The sequence below is a fragment of the Cellulomonas humilata genome (assembly GCF_013359775.1).
In the GTDB taxonomy this organism is placed as follows: domain Bacteria; phylum Actinomycetota; class Actinomycetes; order Actinomycetales; family Cellulomonadaceae; genus Cellulomonas; species Cellulomonas humilata.
On record NZ_JABMCI010000052.1, the window covers coordinates 1 to 17,139 of the forward strand.

Annotated in this window: 14 protein-coding genes; 5 read left to right on the forward strand and 9 right to left on the reverse strand. The window is 73.8% G+C overall.

Going from position 1 to position 17,139, the window contains the following annotated elements:
- Positions 1–546: 546 nt before the first annotated feature.
- From HP550_RS04355 to HP550_RS04365, 3 genes are read right to left on the reverse strand one after another with little or no spacing between them, the layout of a single operon-like run.
- A complete protein-coding gene (locus tag HP550_RS04355) occupies positions 547–1,488 on the reverse strand; it encodes a tetratricopeptide repeat protein (RefSeq protein ID WP_175346369.1) in 942 nt (313 codons plus the stop codon).
- A gap of 35 nt (positions 1,489–1,523) precedes the next feature.
- Entirely contained in the window at positions 1,524–2,534 is a 1,011-nt protein-coding gene (locus HP550_RS04360) for a DUF8094 domain-containing protein (protein WP_175346370.1), read from the reverse strand.
- Positions 2,531–4,201 (reverse strand): hypothetical protein, encoded by a 1,671-nt coding sequence (locus HP550_RS04365; RefSeq protein WP_175346371.1) that lies wholly within the window; start codon positions 4,199–4,201, stop codon positions 2,531–2,533. Before HP550_RS04365 ends, HP550_RS04360 begins: the two co-directional genes overlap by 4 nt.
- Positions 4,202–4,420: 219 nt before the next feature.
- Here HP550_RS04365 and HP550_RS04370 point away from each other — a divergent pair, with 219 nt between their 5' ends.
- The 4 genes from HP550_RS04370 (at position 4,421) to HP550_RS04385 (ending at position 9,190) form a co-directional block, all read left to right on the forward strand.
- Positions 4,421–6,721 carry a coiled-coil domain-containing protein gene (locus tag HP550_RS04370; protein WP_175346372.1) on the forward strand — a complete coding sequence of 767 codons (2,301 nt, stop codon included), beginning with the start codon at positions 4,421–4,423 and terminating at the stop codon, positions 6,719–6,721.
- A 25-nt stretch (positions 6,722–6,746) separates the two neighbouring features.
- Positions 6,747–7,175: a hypothetical protein gene (locus HP550_RS04375; RefSeq protein WP_175346373.1), complete on the forward strand. Its 429-nt coding sequence runs from the start codon at positions 6,747–6,749 to the stop codon at positions 7,173–7,175.
- Between the two features lie 120 nt (positions 7,176–7,295).
- Positions 7,296–7,817: a gluconokinase gene (locus HP550_RS04380; protein WP_175346374.1), complete on the forward strand. Its 522-nt coding sequence runs from the start codon at positions 7,296–7,298 to the stop codon at positions 7,815–7,817.
- Entirely contained in the window at positions 7,814–9,190 is a 1,377-nt protein-coding gene (locus HP550_RS04385; protein ID WP_175346375.1) for a GntT/GntP/DsdX family permease, read from the forward strand. The genes HP550_RS04380 and HP550_RS04385 overlap by 4 nt, the downstream gene beginning before the upstream one ends.
- Here HP550_RS04385 and HP550_RS04390 read toward each other — a convergent pair.
- From HP550_RS04390 to yicI, 6 genes are all read right to left on the reverse strand, one after another.
- Entirely contained in the window at positions 9,187–9,960 is a 774-nt protein-coding gene (locus tag HP550_RS04390) for an alpha/beta fold hydrolase (RefSeq protein ID WP_175346376.1), read from the reverse strand. The genes HP550_RS04385 and HP550_RS04390 overlap by 4 nt on opposite strands.
- A complete protein-coding gene (locus HP550_RS04395; protein WP_175346377.1) occupies positions 9,957–10,721 on the reverse strand; it encodes an alpha/beta hydrolase in 765 nt (254 codons plus the stop codon). Before HP550_RS04395 ends, HP550_RS04390 begins: the two co-directional genes overlap by 4 nt.
- The gene (locus tag HP550_RS04400; protein WP_175346378.1) at positions 10,718–11,566 is read right to left on the reverse strand and encodes an HAD hydrolase family protein; all 849 of its coding nucleotides are present in this window, start codon (positions 11,564–11,566) and stop codon (positions 10,718–10,720) included. Before HP550_RS04400 ends, HP550_RS04395 begins: the two co-directional genes overlap by 4 nt.
- Entirely contained in the window at positions 11,563–11,862 is a 300-nt protein-coding gene (locus HP550_RS04405) for a hypothetical protein (RefSeq protein WP_175346379.1), read from the reverse strand. Before HP550_RS04405 ends, HP550_RS04400 begins: the two co-directional genes overlap by 4 nt.
- 189 nt (positions 11,863–12,051) lie before the next feature.
- Entirely contained in the window at positions 12,052–13,494 is a 1,443-nt protein-coding gene (locus HP550_RS04410) for a GH1 family beta-glucosidase (protein ID WP_175346380.1), read from the reverse strand.
- Positions 13,495–13,681: 187 nt separating this feature from the next.
- Positions 13,682–15,958 carry an alpha-xylosidase gene (gene yicI / locus HP550_RS04415; protein ID WP_175346381.1) on the reverse strand — a complete coding sequence of 759 codons (2,277 nt, stop codon included), beginning with the start codon at positions 15,956–15,958 and terminating at the stop codon, positions 13,682–13,684.
- Positions 15,959–16,161: 203 nt separating this feature from the next.
- Between yicI and HP550_RS04420 the strand changes: the two genes are divergently transcribed.
- Positions 16,162–17,139 (forward strand): LacI family DNA-binding transcriptional regulator, encoded by a 978-nt coding sequence (locus HP550_RS04420; RefSeq protein WP_210767670.1) that lies wholly within the window; start codon positions 16,162–16,164, stop codon positions 17,137–17,139.

Here is a 17,139-nt window from a genome sequence, read left to right on the forward strand (position 1 = left end):
ACCGACACACGAAATGGTCCCGATAAGGACCGTTCAGATTCGGCTGAATTTTGGCACCGCCCCAACCACGGAGGTGGAAGAAAACGGCACCTATCTCAACCAAGACCCACCACCCTCGAACACCCCCACCCAAACGGGCACGAGCATCATCAGAAAGCGAGCCATATGGCATCGACTATTTGGCACACTGTTGAGTTCTCAAGGAACAGACGCGCATCCATCTCGGTTTCTCAACCTGTCCGGAGGCAACTGCTCTAACTTAGCGGAGCGGCCCTGCCCCGTCAAATCCCCTGGTCAGAGGAGATTCACTGGGGCGAGAACCGAGGTTCCGCGTCCGGACACTCGTGATGACCGACGATCTGGCCGCCGGTCGAAGAGTCCGAGGATGTCGCTCCGGGGGACCAGCCACTGCGGTTCGATCCGCGGTGTCCGTTCCTCCCTGCCGGGCGACGTCGAGAAGATTACGCAGGCGGAGCGCCAGAGAGCAAATCCGCGGCCGGTGACGCGGGTCACTCGGCTGCTGAGCCTGCGACCTGCGCAAACGCGCTAGTACAGCGCGCTGGTCATGGCCCGGCGGGCGGCGATCACCCGGGGGTCCTCGCCGCCGATGACCTCGAACAGGTCGACCAGGCGCACGCGCACGCGCTCGCGCTCCGGGCCGGCGGTGGTCCGCAGGACGTCGACGAGCCGCGCGAACGCGTCCTCGACCTTCCCGCCCAGGATGTCGAGGTCCGCCACGGCCAGCTGGGCGTCGATGTCCGACGGGTCGTCTGCCGCCGCGGCACGCGCTGCCTGGAGGTCGGCGTCGCGCGTCCGGTCGAGCAGTCCCACCTGGGCCAGGCCAGCACGCGCGAGGGAGTCGCGCGGGTTCTCCTTGAGCGCCTGCTCGTACGCGGCGGTGGCCGCGGCGAGGTCGTCGCGCTCGATCGCGTCGTAGGCCGCCTGGTGCAGGGGCGGGAGCTCGGGTTCCGGCTCCGGCTCGTCCTGGGCGGGGCCGCCCGTGCTCGGCGTCGCGCGGCCGGTGATCCCGTTGGCCTCGGCGGCGGCGAGCACCTGGTCGAGGACGGCGCGGACCTGGTCGCGCGGGTAGGCCCCCTGGAAGAGGGGAAGCGGCTGACCGGCGAGCACCGCGACGACGGTGGGCACGCTCTGCGCCTGGAAGGCCTGGGCGACCTGCGGGTTGGCCTCGGCGTCGATGCGCGCCAGCTGCCAGCGCCCGCCGTCCTCGTCGGCGAGGGAGGCGAGGTCCGCGGCGACCGTGGCGCTGGCCTCGCTCCGGGGCGACCAGAGGACGACGACCACCGGGTACCGGGTCGAGCTCTGCACCAGGTCCGGGAACGACTCCTGGTCGACGTCCACCACGTAGGTGCCCGCCGCCGGCAGACCGCCCGGGCTCCCGGGCGGGGGTGTGGCCGGGCGGTTGAGGGTGGACAGGTCCACCGCTCCGCGCACGTCGAGGGGAGGGCGGGGTCCGGTCGGCTGGGACATGCGGCGGTCTTCCTTCGGCTGCGTGCGGATCGGGTCTACTCGGCCGTCGCCGACGTCACGGCGTGCTCGGCGGCGAGCAGCTGCACGGGTACGCCGCTGTCTGCCGGGGGCACGTACATCACGAGCACGTCGGTGAACGTCCGGACGAAGTTGCTGGCGGCGCTCGTCTTGCCGGTGAGCGCTGCGTAGAAGGGGTCGGAGATGGGGATCGTCCCACCGGCCACGGTGAGCGTGACGGTGGAGACGGTGGTGAGCTGGCCGACGACGATCGCTCCGCCGTCCACCGTCTGGATGCTGACCACCGGCGTCGTCGGGTCGGGGGTGTAGGTCTCGACCGCGGAGCCGGCGGCAGATACACCGGCCGCCGTGGCCGCGCGGGCCGCCTCGATGCTCGAGCGGAAGGTGTCGGGCTGGAAGCTCGCGGCGAACGCCGAGGCGTCCCCGTTGGCCAGGACGTCGGCGTACTGCTGGAACGCCTCCGCCGGGGTCATCACGAGACCGGTGGCGTCCGAGGCCAGCACCGGGCTCCCGGTCTCCGGTGCCGCGGTGGCCGGCATCTGGATGCCCGCGCCCATGCGGCCCCAGCCCCAGAGCTTGTACTGCTCGCGGGGGGCCGCCTGCTGCATCACGAGGATCCGCGGGGCCTGGAGGTCGTCCGGCTGCTTGGTGACCACCAGCTGCGTCCGCGGCCAGACGTCGGTCTGCGGCACGATCAGTGCCTGCTCGTCCGTGGGCAGCGGCGTCGGCGGCTTGGCACCGGCGGTCGCTGCCGCGCGGACGTACTCGGCGGTCCGCACCGCCAGGGCGGGACCCGTGACGCGCGGCGCGAGCTGCGCGGGGTCCAGGGCCGTGTCCGACGCGGTGAGCACGGCGCCGAGGTCGGTCAGCACGTCCTGGGACTGGAGCACCGTGGTCACTGCGGGCGCGACGGCCGGTACCGGCTCGGGCTGGGCCTGCGGGAGCGGGGTGCTGCACGCGGCGAGTCCCAGCAGGAGGACGCCGCCGACGGCGGAGACGAGGCGGCGCGACCGCGCGGTGCGAGTCATCGGTCCTCCTCCTTCGTGTCGGTGGCGGGCTGGGCGCCCTCCGGGGTGGCCTCTGTGGGGGGCAGTCCCCACGCCCGGCGCCAGGCGTCGGCCCGCGAGCCCGCGGTGGCGGACTCGTCGGCACCGGGCGCCGGTGGTGTGGTGGTCCGCATCCACGTGGGCCGACCGGTGTGCACGGGCTCGGCGTCGGGCCCGGCCGGTGAACCGGGACGCAGACGGGCACCCGGCGGTGGCGGCACGGCTGACCACCCGGCGGGGTTGCTCGGACCGGACCCTGCGGTCGACGCGGGAGGCGCCGCAGCCGGCGGCGGCAGGGGGGACGTCGACGGCTGCGCCCAGGACGGGCGGCCGTGCGGGGCGGCCGCGCGCTCGCCGGGCGGACCGTTCGGGCTGGGCGGGGTCGCCGGCGACGAGGTGGTCGGCGCAGGCGGACCTGCCGGGCGGGAAGTCGCCGGAGCGGGCGGACCTGCCGGGCGGGAAGTCATCGGTGCCGACGGACCCTCCGGGCGGGACGTCGTCGGTGCCGGGGGTCCGGCCGTCCGGGCGGGCGTCGGCGCGGGCGCACCGGTCGGTCGGGACGTCGTCGGCGCCGGCTGTCCGCCGGACCGGAACGTCTCGGCCGTGCGAGGAGGTGGTGTGGGCGTCCAGCCCGCCACGGGGACCGCGCGCTCGGGCTCGGGGGCGGACGGCGCGACCGGGATCGGGCCGGTCGGCGTGCGGAGCGCCCGACGGCTCGAGCCGACCGGTGCCGAAGGCGCCGTCGACGGAGCCGAGGCCGGCCCGCTGGCCGACTCCGACACCGGTGCGGGCACGGCGGGGACGGACCCCGTGCGCGGTCGGGCCGCCCGGGCCTGCGTGGCTTCGCGCAGCTGCCGACGGGTGAGCACGGGGATCGCGTCGATGTCGGCCGAGCCGATCACCACGGCGGGCGTCGCGCCCGTGTGCACGGCGTGCCACTCCGGCTCGTCGTGTCCGGCGCGGTGCCGGCGCACGTCCCGCAGCAGCAGCCAGCCCGCGAGCAGCACGAGCAGCGTGCCGACGGCCACGCACGGCCACAGCCACGGGGTGGTGACCACCCGGGGCCACGCGAGGGACAGCGTCGGCGCGGACTCGCCGGTGCTGACCGCGAGCAGGCTCCAGCGGCCCTCCTGCGCGGGCCAGACGAGCTCCGCGGACCCGGTCCCGGTCTCCTGCGCGACCCACAGGTCGGAGCCCGTCGGGTCGGCGACCGTGACCGGAGCCGCCGCCTCGCCCTCGGTGGGCGCGGGGGTCGGCACGGCGGCGTCCGCGGGCGGGGCCGCGGCGGCGTCGGTCGGGGTGGGCGTGGGGGTGGGTTCGGGCGCGGCGACGTCGTCGACGGCCAGCGTGTGCCAGCCGGACAGGCCAGTCACCTGGGCGTGCGCGTCGGTCCCCACCCAGCCGGCCACGTCCGTGTCACGGCCGACCGCGAGCACGACCGCCCCGCCGTCCGGGACGCTGACCCGGACGGTCACGGGGTCGCCGCCGAGCTCCAGCACACCGGGGTCCGTGACGAGGGTGTGCGAGCCACCCGACGTGGTGGCCACGAGGACGTCGTCGGCCCGCCACACCGTCGCGGACGCGATGCCGAGACCGATGATGATCAGTCCGGCGACGCCGACGGCGGCGATGATCAGACGCTTGAGCACGCAGGATCCTCCAGGGAAGAGAAACCCCAGGATAGGCAGAGCGGCACGTCACGGCCGAACCGGGACCGAGTGGACGGATCGTCCCCGGTATGCGTACCAGGCCTGGTCCCGACCGCGGGACCGTGAACGCGCGTATCCTGACCGACGGGCTCCGGATGTCGACGAGCGCCTCGACCGAGGCTGCTCCGCGCGGAGCCACCGTGCCCAGGAGGACTGCTCGTGCCCGACGCCCGGACCCCCTTCCCCGTCGTGAACTTCCGCGGCTACGAACGCGAAGCCGTCGACGCCCGCATCACCGGGCTGGAGAAGGCCCTCGCCGACGCCCGCGCCCAGGTGGAGTCCCTGGACGGCCGCGCCATGCAGGTGGCGGGTGAGCTGTCCGAGGCGCACCGTCAGCTCCGCGAGGCGGAACGCCCCACGTACTCCGGGCTGGGCTCGCGCATCGAGCAGCTGCTGCGGTCCGCGGAGGAGCAGTCCTCGGACGTCGTCACGCAGGCCAACGCCCAGGCCGCCGACGCCCTGGCCCGCGCCAAGCTGTCGTCCGGCCAGCTGCGGGCACGCGCCGAGAACGAGGTCGCCGAGGTCGTCGCCACCGCCCGCCGTGAGGCCGACGAGGTCAAGACGACGGCCGCCGCGGAGGCCGAGAGCACGCTGCTGGCCGCGCAGCGCCGCGCCGAGGAGCTCGTCGGCTCCGCCGAGCGCGAGGCCGCCCGGATCCAGAGCGCGATCACGACGGAGGAGAGCGAGCGGCGCAGCTCCCTGGAGCGCGAGCTGGGCACGCTGCGCGCCAGCGTCGAGCACGAGGCCACGCAGCTGCGCATCGCCACCGAGCGCACCGCGAGCGAGCTCCGCGCCCGCTCCGAGGCCGAGACCACCGCACAGCGCGAGGAGGCCGACCGCTACGCGCAGGACCTGCGCCAGAGCGCCGACGCCGACACCACCGAGCTGCGCCAGCGGGTCGAGGGCGAGCTCGCCGCGGCACGGGTCGAGGTCGACCGGTACGTGGCCCAGCAGCGCAGCGACGTCGCCGCCGAGGTGGGCGCCGCACGCCAGCAGGCCGCCGACGAGGTGACCTCCCTGCGCGTGCAGACCCAGGAGTACGCGGACGGCCTGCGCGCCGCCGCCGAGCGCGACGCCGCCGCGCTCCAGCAGCGCGTCGCGGCCGAGGTGGCCGCGCTGCGGGTCGAGGCCGAGCAGTACGCGGCCTTCGTCCGCGCACAGGCCGAACGGGAGACCGGCGAGCTGCGCTCGAAGACGGCCGACGAGCTCGGTGCCCAGCGGGCCGACGCCGAGCAGACCGTCGTCGCCCTGCGCGGCGACGCCGAGCGGTACGCCACCGACCTGCGCACGCAGGCCGAGCGCGAGACCGGCGAGCTGCGCGAGCGGGCGACGCACGAGACCGCCCACCTGCGCGACGTCACGACACGCGAGGCCGCCGAGCTCCAGGAGGTCACGGCGCGCGAGACGGGCGAGCTGCGGTCAGCCGCGGACCGCGAGACCGCGGAGCTGCGCGAGCGCACGCGGCTCGAGGTCGAGCGGGCTCTGACCGAGGCGCGTCGCGCGGCCGCGGAGCTGACGACGTCCGCCAAGACGCACGCCGACGAGCTCGTCCGGTCCGCCGAGCAGCAGCTGGCGGACGCGGAGCTGTCCATCGCGTCGCGTCGTGAGGCTGCCGAGCGCGAGGACGCGGAGCGCCACGAGACCGCGCGCGCCGAGACCGAGCACCTGGTCCGCGACGCCGAGGCGCACGCCGCCGAGGCCGAGCAGCGGGTGGCGAAGGCGCTGGCGCAGGCCGACAAGGTGCGCACCGACGCCGAGCAGCACGCCAAGGAGCTCATCTCCAACGCGCGCAAGAACGCTGACCGGGTGGTCGCGGAGGCCCGCGAGCACGCCGAGAAGCAGATCTCCGACGCGATGATCGAGTCGGAGCGCGAGCGGACGTCGGCCACGCGGCAGGTCGAGGACCTCAACCGCCAGCGCGAGTCGATCACGTCCTACCTCGACGAGCTGCGCAACCTGCTCGGGCACAACCCCGACCGCGCCACGCTCGACCGGGCGACGCGCGCCGAGGCGGCGTTCGCGAAGGAGCAGAAGGCAGCGCCCGCGGCGAAGCAGTCGAACACGGCCGCGGACGACGCCCCGCCCGCGAAGCGGTCGAGCACGGGTGCCGACGACACCCCGCCCGCGAAGGCGTCGGCCACGGCATCCGACGACGCCCCCGCGGCGAGTGCGTCGCAGGCCGGCCCCGACGACGCCCCCGCGGCGCCGGCCGGAAAGCCGGCGCGCCCGGCGTCCCGCCCCACCAAGGCGCGCCCCGCACCCGTGTCCGCGGCCATCCCGGTCGTGCCGGAGGCCCCGGCGGAGACGTCGGACGACGCCCCGGCGGACGCAGCGACCGACGAGCCGGCCCCCGCCGAGGACTCGGCGCAGCAGGCGCCCGAGGTCAAGGACGCTCCCCCGGCTGCCGATGCCCACGACGAGCAGCCCGCCAAGGACGACGCAGCCGCGTCCGCCCACTGACGGGACGTCCCGCGGGGGGGTCGACGTGACCGACGAGAAGGCTGACGCGGCCGCGACCTGGCGCGAGGAGCGTCGCGCTGCCGCGGCCGCGCACGGCGAGCTGCTGGCCGACCGCCAGCGTGCCGAGTCGGCCCGGGCGCAGGAGCAGATCGACGCGTTCCTGCGGCGGGCCCTGGCGTCCGGTCCGGCACCGGTGGCGCTCTCGGCGCGCAGCTACGACGGTCGGGCGCGGTACCGGACCCCTCTGACGGGCTGGTACCTGCGCCGCGACGAGACCGTGGCCGTGGACACCGACGGGAAGTTCTACGTGCTGACCACCCCGTCGAGCCTGACGGCGCGGTTCCGGGGCGTCACCCCCGAGCCGTCCGCCCCGCCGCTCGTCATCGGGGCCGGCGGCAAGGACGGCGAGTCCCTGGACATGTCGGAGGCGCTCGCGCGGGTGCTGGGCCGCTGACCGTCGGTAGACCTCGTGTCCGCGCCGCACGCCGTCGAGCCGGCCCGACGCGCGCGCCCTGGCCACCCGTGCAAGGCTCCGACAGGCAGCGGAGCCGCGGCGGACAGGGGCGTTCGTAGGATGACCGAGATCGTGCACGTCGTCGTCATGGGAGTCGCCGGGTCGGGCAAGACCACCACCGCCCGCATCCTGGCCGAGCGGCTGGGGCTCCCCTACGCGGAGGCGGACGAGTTCCACCCGCCGGAGAACATCGCCAAGATGTCCGCCGGCCACCCCCTGACCGACGAGGACCGGTGGCCGTGGCTGCGCGCGATCCGGGACTGGCTGACCGCCCGGACGCACGCCGGCGAGAGTGCCGTCGTCACGTGCTCCGCGCTGAAGGTCGCGTACCGGGACCTGCTGCGCGAGGCCGAGGGTCGGGTGCGGTTCGTCCACCTCGTGGCGGCCGCCCCGTTGCTCGAGGACCGCATGGAGCACCGCGCCGGGCACTTCATGCCGCCGTCCCTGCTGGCCTCCCAGCTGGACACCCTGGAACCGCTGACGGACGCCGAGGACGGCGTGACGGTCTCCGTCGAGGCATCGCCCGACGTCGTGGCCGACCAGGCGATCGCCGCCCTGCATCTCACCGAGGAGTCCCGATGATCGCCCAGCAGCTCGTCACCGCGGCCGCGGAAGGGGTGGGCGAGACCCAGCTCATCATCGCCGCGATCATCGGCATCCTGGTGATCGTCGCGCTCATCGTCGGCCTCAAGATGCACCCGTTCCTGGCCCTGACGCTCGGCGCCGGCGTGCTCGCGGTCCTGGCCGGCATCGGCTACACGGACGCGTTCACCAGCTTCGTCGCCGGCGTCGGGACCACCGTCGCCGGCGTCGGGCTTCTCATCGCGCTCGGGGCCATCATCGGCAAGCTGCTGATCGACAGCGGCGGCGCCGACGAGATCGTGGACGCGATCCTGTCCAAGACGCCCGTGCAGCGACTGCCGTGGGCGATGGCGCTCATCGCGTTCGTCATCGGGATCCCGCTCTTCTTCGAGGTCGGCGTCGTTCTGCTGATCCCGGTCGTCATGCTCGCCGCCCGGCGGTCGAAGCTCTCGATGATCGTGCTCGGCATCCCCGCCCTGGCCGGCCTGTCCGCGCTGCACGGGCTGGTGCCGCCCCACCCCGGACCGCTCATCGCGATCGACGCGCTGGGCGCCGACCTGGGCACGACCCTCGGCCTCGGCCTCCTCGTCGCGATCCCCACCGTGATCATCTCCGGCCCGCTGCTGGCCAAGCCGCTGGCCCGGTGGGTCGTGCTGCCGCCCCCCGACGTGTTCCTGGGCGAGGCGCGCACGGACGAGGACGCTCGCCGGCCGAGGTTCGGTGTCGCGCTCATGGTCGTGCTGCTCCCCGTCGTGCTCATGCTGCTGCGGACGGTGGTCGAGGCGAGCGGGGCGGGCGAGAACCCGGTGGGTCAGGTGTTCGTGTTCCTGGGGACGCCCCTGGTCGCGCTGCTCATCACGACGTTGGTGGCCATGGTCGCCCTCGGGACGTCGCTCGGGAACACCCGGGCGCAGGTGAGCAAGCTGGTGGACTCGTCCTTCGCACCGATCGCGAGCATCCTGCTCATCGTCGCGGCGGGCGGTGGGTTCAAGCAGACGCTGGTGGACTCCGGCGTCGGCGACGTGATCGCCAGCGGGATCACCGACGCCGCGATCCCCCCGCTGTTCGCCGGGTGGATCGTCGCGGTGCTCATCCGGCTCGCGACGGGCTCGGCCACCGTGGCCACGATCACCGCGGCCGGCATCATGGCCCCGCTGGCGACGGACCTCTCGACCACGCACGTGGCCCTGCTGGTCCTCGCGATCGGTGCCGGGTCGGTGTTCCTCAGCCACGTGAACGACGCCGGGTTCTGGCTGGTCAAGGAGTACTTCAAGATGACCGTCGGCCAGACGTTCAAGACGTGGTCGCTCATGGAGACGGTGCTGTCGGTGACCGCGCTGATCTTCGTCCTGCTGCTCAGCCTCGTGATCTAGCCGGCCGCCTGGGCGAGCTCCGCGATCGCCGACGCGACGGCCGCGGGCTGCTCGACCGACGACAGATGCCCGGACTGCGGGACCACGACGAGCCGGGATCCCTCGGCCGTGGCCACCAGGTGCTCGGCGGCGGCGACCGGCGTCACGGTGTCCTCGTCGCCGACCACGACGACGACGTGGCCGGCGAACGCGCGCAGCACGTCGGACCGGTCCGGCCGGGCCGCCATCGCCCGCTGCGACCAGGCGATCCCCGCGGGCTCCTGCTGGTCGATCCAGGCGGCGACCCGCTCGGCCACCTCGGGCTGCGCGGCGCGGGTGGTCTCGCCCAGCAGCGACGTCGCCATCGGCCGGACCGGGTCGACCGACCCGGTCGACTCCGCCTCGTCCGCGATCCGCAGCCGGTTGGCGCGCGCGTCCGGGGCGTCGGCGGTGGACTTGGTGTCGACGAGCGCCAGCCCGGCGACGAGCCCCGGGTGCCGCTCGAGCAGCGCGAGCGCCACGTAGCCGCCCATGGACAGGCCGGCGATCACGGCGCTGTCCACGCCCGCGGCACCCAGCACCTCGGCCACCAGGTCCGCCGACGCCTCGAGCGACGGCTCGGGCAGGTCCGTGGCGTGGCCCGGCGTGCCGGGCAGGTCCACCGCGTGCACGGGGTGACCGGGCGGCAGCTGCGCGGCCACGTCGTCCCACATGCGGTGGTCGAGCGGGAAGCCGTGCAGCAGCACGATCGGGAGGCCGTCGCCCTCGGCGCGGTAGGTGTGCAGGCTCATGCGTCGTCCTCCGCCGTCGTGCTCGGGCCTGCCCAGTGGGTGGGCAGCGGGATCTCGTGGTCGGGCAGCACGTGCGCGACGATCTCGTCGAGCACGCGTCGGACGGCCGCCTCGCCGACCCACAGGTGCTTGGCGCCGTCCACGCCGATCACCTCGGCCTGCGGGACGCGCGCGAACCGGCGGCGCGCCTCGTCCGGGCGCAGGTAGTCGTCGAGCTCCGGGACCAGCACCACGAGCGGCTTGCCGAGCTCCGCCCACGCGTCGAGGTCCGCGTCCGTGGCGCGGTGCAGCGGCGGGGACAGCAGGATCGCGCCCTCGATCGACGGGTCGCGGCCGTGCATGAGGGCCAGCTCGGTGCCGAACGACCAGCCGACCAGCCACCGGTTCGGCAGGTCGTGGAACTCGGCGAACTCGATCGCGGCGTGCACGTCGAACCGCTCGCCGACCCCGCCGTCGAACGCTCCCCCGCTGCGCCCCCGTGGACTGACGGTTCCGCGCGTGTTGAACCGCAGCACCGCGAGGTCCGCCAGCGCGGGCAGCCGCCAGGCCGCCTTGCGCAGGACGTGCGAGTCCATGTATCCGCCGTGCGTCGGCAGCGGGTGCAGGGTCACCAGCGTCGCGGCCGGCGCCGCCTCGGCCGGGCGTGCCAGCTCCCCGACGAGCGTGAGCCCGTCGGCGGTGTGCAGCTCGACGTCCTGGCGCGCGGCGGGCAGGACCGTCAACGAGCGGATGAGGCCGGGGTCCTGCGTGTTCGTCGTCATCGCGACGAGCCTAGGGCGCCCTCGGCCAGCGCACCCGCGATCTCGAGCACGTCGGCCACCCCGTCGTCGGCGTTCGAAGCGCACCGCCGCGTCGCCGCATCGAGCACGGACGCGTGCGCGTTGGCCATCGCGAACGAGGTGCCGGCCCAGCCGAGCATGGACAGGTCGTTCGGGGCGTCGCCGACGGCCCAGACGTCCGCCGGGTCGATGCCGCGTGCGGCCGCCCAGTCGGCGAGCGTGGCCGCCTTGGTGATGCCCGGTCCGGAGATCTCCCCCAGTCCGACCGCCCCCGAGTCGGCGACGATCCCGAGCTCGCCGACGACGGCCGCCAGCTCGTCCGCGAACGTCGCGCCGACCGGTCGGGTGGAGCGCACCAGGAGCTTGAACGTGGACGGGCGCAGGACGTCCTCGATGCGGTCGGCCGTCGCGCTGCCCGGGGGTACCGGGTGGCTGGACAGGAACGGGGTCTCGTAGGCGAAGCCGTCGGCGCTCTCCGTGGCGAGGTGCACCGCCTCCGGGCCACCCCAGGCCCCACGGACGCGGTCGGCGATGCCGCCGACGAGCTCCGGGGACATCCCCCGCTCGACCAGCAGCCGCCCGGTGCCGACCTCGAGCACCGCGGCGCCGTTCGCGCAGATGGCGACCCCGTGACCGGCCACGTGCGACGCCAGCTCGCGCAGCCAGCGGGGCGGCCGGGCGGTGACGAACACGACCTCGACGCCGGCGTCGGCTGCCCGGACCAGCGCGGCGGCCGTGCGCGGGGAGACCGTGCCGTCGGGGCGCAGCAGGGTGCCGTCCAGGTCCGTGGCGACGAGGCGCGGCGCGCGGGTAGGTGTGCCGCTCATCGACGCGTCGGTCCGCGTCGGGCGCGCGCCTGCCAGCACGAGGTGTGCCAGTGCCGACGGTCGTCGAGAGCCTCGCCGAACAGCCCGTCGGACCGCCACGCGACCACGTGCGCGGTGCCCGCGCTCACCAGCTGGTCGCAGCCGGGGCACCGGTACTCACGGTCGGAGCCGCGGACGCGCTGGACCACCCACTCGCCGTCGGGCCCGGACTCCGCCTGCCGGCCGCCCGTGGCGCGATCGAGGTCGAGCTCGACGTGCTCCGCGCCGTACGGCCGCTTCGTCGCTCGTCGTCCCACGCCCTCATCCTCCCTCACACCCGCGTGACGTCCGCACTCGATCACGCTGGAACCCGCCGGAGTGCGGACGCTCGGGGGTAAGGCTCCGCAGCGTCCGCACTCGTGAGTGCTGGAGCCCATTGGAGTGCGGACGTTGCGGAGGATGGCGACGGCCGAGCTCCCCGGGGAGGGGAGCTCGGCCGGGGTGGGTCAGAGGGCTGCGGACTCCGCGGTCGGGATCGTGTTCGTGCGCAGGAGCTCGCGGTACCAGAGGCCCGAGTCCTTCACCGTGCGCTCGAGGGTGTCGTAGTCGACGCGGACCACGCCGAAGCGGCGGTCGTAGCCGTAGGACCACTCGAAGTTGTCCATCAGGGACCAGACGAAGTAGCCGCGCACGTCGGCGCCGCGCTCGATGGCCTCGCCGACGGCGTCGATGTGGTCGTGCAGGTACGCCACGCGGCCGGCGTCGTGCACGCGGCCGTCGGCGCTGACCTCGTCGTAGAACGCCGCGCCGTTCTCCGTGATCGCCATCGGGATGCCGGGGTAGCGGTCGTGGATCTCGAGCAGCAGGTCCACCAGGCCCTGCGGCTCGATGTTCCAGCCCATCGCCGTGTGCGGGCCGGGCTGCGGGAGGAACTCGACGTTGGTGGCGCCGACCCACGGGCTGTTCTCGGACGAGCGGTGGCCGTCCGGGCCGGGCGTGCCGTCACCGCCGGCGGGCGTGCCCTGCTGCACGCGACCGGTCGAGTAGTAGTTGATGCCCAGCAGCGCGAGCGGGACCTGGATGAGGTCGAGGTCACCCTCGAGCACGAAGGACCAGTCGGTGATGTGCTCGGTGTCGGCGAAGACCTCCTTGGGGTACTCGCCGTCGAGCATCGGGCCCAGGAACACCTCGTTGGCGATGGTGTCGATGCGGCGCTTGGCCTCGACGTCCTCCGGGGCGTCGGTCGCTGCGCGCGTCACGTGCAGGTTGAGCGTGACCGAGATCGGGGTGTCCTGGCCCAGCACGTCCTTGATGGCGCGGCCGGCGAGGCCGTGACCGAGGTTCAGGTGGTGCACGGCGGCCAGCGCCGTGGCGTCGTCGGTCACGCCGGGGGCGTGCACGCCGGAGGCGTAGCCGAGGAACGACGAGCACCACGGCTCGTTCAGGGTGGTCCACAGGTGGATGCGGTCGCCGAGCACCTCGGCCAGCTTGCGCGCGTACTTCTCGAACTGGAGGGCCGTCTGCCGGTTGGCCCAGCCGCCCTCGTCCTCGAGCGCCTGCGGCAGGTCCCAGTGGTAGAGCGTCGCGACGGGCTTGATGCCGGCGGCGATCAGGCGGTCCGCGAGGTCCACGTAGAAGTCGAGGCCGGCCTGGTTGAACTCGCCGGAGCCGGTGGGCTGGACGCGGGGCCACGCGATCGAGAACCGGTAGGCCGCCAGGCCCAGGTCCTGCATGATCGCGACGTCCTCGGGGACCCGGTGGTAGTGGTCCGCAGCGACGTCACCCGTGTCGCCGTCGAGCACCTTGCCGGGCGTGCGGGAGAAGGTGTCCCAGATGGACGGGCCGCGGCCGTCCTCGTCGAACGCGCCCTCGATCTGGTACGACGCGGTGGCCGAGCCCCAGAGGAAGTCGGTGGGGAACTGGCGTCCGGAGGGGCGCGAGGTCGTCATGTGCGGGTCCTTCGATCGAGCGGACGGGTCGGAGGTCTGGTGCCTGCTCCGCAGGCGGGCCGGGACGTCTGGTCCTGCGACTGCGCCGACCGGTCCATGGCCTCGTACGAGATTGTCGAATCGATACGATACACGCCGTGGGAACGCTCTCGCCACCCCCGTCCGGGGGGTGGCGAGAGCGGGCGCCTCAGAGGGTCAGCTCGACGATCGCGCCCTCCGCGGTCACCGCAGCACCGGCGAACCCGGTCTGCACGCTCCACGGCCCGACCGCACCTCGCGCCTCGACGCGGACGGCGTCGCCGTCGCGACGCACCACGAACCGCGTCGGCTCCCCGCCGTCGGGCGACGGCACGGTGGTCGTCGACCGGTGGCCGTCCGCCAGCTCCACCAGGTGCAGCGTCACGCCGTCGGCCCAGGTGTAGTCCGGCCGGTCGGAGCGTGCGCCCACGGGCAGCACCGAGTCCGGCCGCACGTACAGCGGGATCGACGAGTAGTCGTGCCGCTCGCGCACCCAGCGCGGACCGGCGACCTGCTCGCCCGACAGCAGCGAGGTCCAGGTGCCCTCGGGCACGTAGACGTCCACGGTCCCGTCCGCGGTGAACACCGGCGCCACCAGCAGGTTCTCGCCGAGCATGTACTGGGTGTCGACCGTCGCCGCGCCCGGGTCGTCCGGGAACTCCAGCACCATCGGCCGCATCATCGGCACCCCGGTGGCGTGCGCGTCCTGGCCGAGCCGGGCGAGGTACGGCATGAGAGAGAGCTTGAGCCGCGTGAACAGCCGCGTGACGTCCACCGCCTCCTCGTCGAACGCCCACGGCACCCGGTAGGAGTCCGAGCCGTGCAGGCGGCTGTGCGACGAGAGCAGCCCGAACGCCAGCCAGCGCTTGAACACCGCCGCGTCGGGGACCCCCTCGAAGCCGCCGATGTCGTGGCTCCAGAACCCGAAGCCCGACGACGCCAGCGACAGTCCGCCGCGCAGGGTCTCCGCCATGGACACGAAGGTCGACTCGCTGTCGCCACCCCAGTGCACCGGGAACTGCTGCCCGCCCGCGGTGGCCGACCGCGCGAACAGGACGGCTTCCCCCTCGCCGCGCTCGGCCTCGAGCACGTCGAACACCGCGCGGTTGTACAGGTGCGTGTAGTGGTTGTGCATACGCTCCGGGTCGGAGCCGTCGTGCCAGACCACGTCCGTGGGGATGCGCTCGCCGAAGTCGGTCTTGAAGGCGTCGACCCCCTGCACCAGCAGCCGGCGCAGGTAGCCCTGGTACCAGGCCACCGCGTCCGGGTTGGTGAAGTCGACGAGCCCCATGCCGGACTGCCACTGGTCCGTCTGCCAGACCGAGCCGTCCGCGCGCGTCACCAGGTAGCCCGCGGCGCGGCCCTCGTCGAACAGGGCGGACCGCTGCGCGATGTACGGGTTGATCCAGACGCAGACCTTGAGGCCCTTGGCGTGCAGGCGGGTGAGCAGGCCCTCCGGGTCCGGGAACGTCGCCGGGTCCCACGTGAAGTCGGTCCAGTGGTACGCCCGCATCCAGAAGCAGTCGAAGTGGAAGACGCTCAGCGGGAGCCCGCGCTCGGCCATGCCGTCGACGAAGGACATCACGGTCGCCTCGTCGTACTGCGTGGTGAACGAGGTGGACAGCCACAGGCCGTACGACCACGCCGGCACCTGCGCCGGGCGCCCCGTGAGCGCCGTGTAGCGCCGCAGGACGTCCTTGGGCGTCGGCCCGTGGATGACGTAGTACTCCAGCGACTCCCCCGGCACCGAGAACTGGGTGCGCGAGACCGCCTCGGACCCGACCTCGAACGACACCCGCCCGGGGTGGTCGACGAACACGCCGTAGCCCGCGTCGGACAGGTAGAACGGCACGTTCTTGTACGCCTGCTCGCTGGCCGTACCGCCGTCCTCGTTCCAGATGTCGACGGACTGGCCGTTCTTCACGAACGCGCCGAACCGCTCGCCCAGGCCGTAGACGTGCTCGCGGACGCCCAGGCTGAGCTGCTCGTGCACGTACGCGTCGCCGCGGGCGTCGGTGACGACGCCGACCGAGCGCGGGGTCGAGGACGTGAGGACCCGGCCGTCGGCCTCGAACTCGACGTTCCACGCGCCGCGGGTCGAGACCCGTGCCGTGAGGGCACCCGACCGGAAGGTCGCGACGCCGTCGGCGGAGTCGTCCGCCTCGACCACCTTGACGTCCGCCGCGGAGCGGGACAGTGCGAACGAGGGCCCGCGGTCGGCTCCCCCGCGGTGGTGCTCGATCCGCACGCCGATCACGTCGTCCATCGGGCTGTGGAACGAGACGGTGACCAGCGCCCGGTTGAGGGTGTCGCCGCGCGACGTCAGGGGCACCGTCGAGGCGTACACGGTGAGCGAGTCCTCGCCCACCACGACGTCCGCCACCTCGCGCGGTCGCAGGACCGTCACACCGGGGAGGTGCTGCCAGTAGCCGTCCGTGAACTTCATCGTGGCGCCTTCGCGTGGAGGGATCGGGTGTCGTCGGCATCGAAGCGTTTCGATGCCGAGATTACGTTAGGTGGCTGCGGGAACGGTGTCCAGAATGGGTCGGGACAGACCGCTGTTTCGACGGCGGTTCGACTCGCTAGGGTGGGCCCGGCAGGTGCCGACGAGGGGATGGCGTGGTGGCGACGATCGACGACGTGGCGCGGATGGCGGGGGTCTCCGTCTCCACCGTGTCCTACACGTTCTCCGGGAAGCGGCCCATCTCCGCCGAGACCCGCGCGCGGGTGGAGAGGGCCGTCCGCGAGCTCGACTACCGGCCGCACGCGGGAGCGCGCGCGCTCGCCTCCCAGCGCACTCAGGTGCTGGCGCTCATGGCGCCGCTGCGCGTCGACGTCAACGTCGGCGTGATCATGCAGTTCGTCACCGGCGTCGTCACGCGCGCCCAGTCCTACAAGCACGACGTCCTGCTGCTCACCCAGGACGACCACGAGGGCATCGAGCGGGTCGCGGCCGGCTCCATGGTCGACGCCGTGCTGATGATGGACGTCGAGGCCGAGGACCCCCGGCTGGCCATCCTGCGCCGACAGAAGCAGCCCGCGGTCCTGATCGGCCTGCCCCGCGACGCCACCGGGTTCTCCTGCGTCGACCTGGACTTCGAGGCCGTGGGCCGGGTGGCCGTCGACCACCTGGCCGGTCTCGGTCACCGGCAGATCGCGCTGATCGGCTCCCCGCGCGCGGTGCTCAGCCGGCGCACCACCTACGCGGCACGCCTGGTCCGCGGCTTCACGCAGGAGGCCACCCGGCTGGGCCTCGACGCCGTGTTCGAGACCTGCGAGTCGTCGCACGCCGGCGCCGTCGAGGCCGTCGACCAGGTGCTCGCCGCGCTGCCGGACGTGACCGCGGTCATCGTGCACAACGAGGTCGCGCTGCCCGCCGTGCTGGAGACCCTGCGGGCGCACGGCAAGGACGTCCCCGGAGACATCTCGGTCGTGGCCGTGTGCCCCGAGGACGTGGCCCTCGGCCAGACCCAGCCCCTGACCGCGGTCGACATCCCCGCGCACACCATCGGCGCCGTCGCGGTCGACATGGCGATCGGTCGGCTCACCGGGGAGCAGCCGGCCGAGACCCGCCTCCTCGCTCCCGTCCTGACCACCCGGACCAGCACCGCTCCCCCGCGCAGCTAG

Excerpts from the sequence above, each read along its gene's own strand:
- HP550_RS04360 (WP_175346370.1), bottom strand. The coding sequence starts at position 2,534 with ATGACTCGCACCGCGCGGTCGCGCCGCCTCGTCTCCGCCGTCGGCGGC.
- HP550_RS04355 (WP_175346369.1), bottom strand. The coding sequence starts at position 1,488 with ATGTCCCAGCCGACCGGACCCCGCCCTCCCCTCGACGTGCGCGGAGCG.
- HP550_RS04420 (WP_210767670.1), top strand. The coding sequence starts at position 16,162 with ATGGCGGGGGTCTCCGTCTCCACCGTGTCCTACACGTTCTCCGGGAAG.
- HP550_RS04380 (WP_175346374.1), top strand. The coding sequence starts at position 7,296 with ATGACCGAGATCGTGCACGTCGTCGTCATGGGAGTCGCCGGGTCGGGC.
- HP550_RS04390 (WP_175346376.1), bottom strand. The coding sequence starts at position 9,960 with ATGAGCCTGCACACCTACCGCGCCGAGGGCGACGGCCTCCCGATCGTG.
- HP550_RS04410 (WP_175346380.1), bottom strand. The coding sequence starts at position 13,494 with ATGACGACCTCGCGCCCCTCCGGACGCCAGTTCCCCACCGACTTCCTC.
- HP550_RS04395 (WP_175346377.1), bottom strand. The coding sequence starts at position 10,721 with ATGACGACGAACACGCAGGACCCCGGCCTCATCCGCTCGTTGACGGTC.
- HP550_RS04385 (WP_175346375.1), top strand. The coding sequence starts at position 7,814 with ATGATCGCCCAGCAGCTCGTCACCGCGGCCGCGGAAGGGGTGGGCGAG.
- HP550_RS04400 (WP_175346378.1), bottom strand. The coding sequence starts at position 11,566 with ATGAGCGGCACACCTACCCGCGCGCCGCGCCTCGTCGCCACGGACCTG.
- yicI (WP_175346381.1), bottom strand. The coding sequence starts at position 15,958 with ATGAAGTTCACGGACGGCTACTGGCAGCACCTCCCCGGTGTGACGGTC.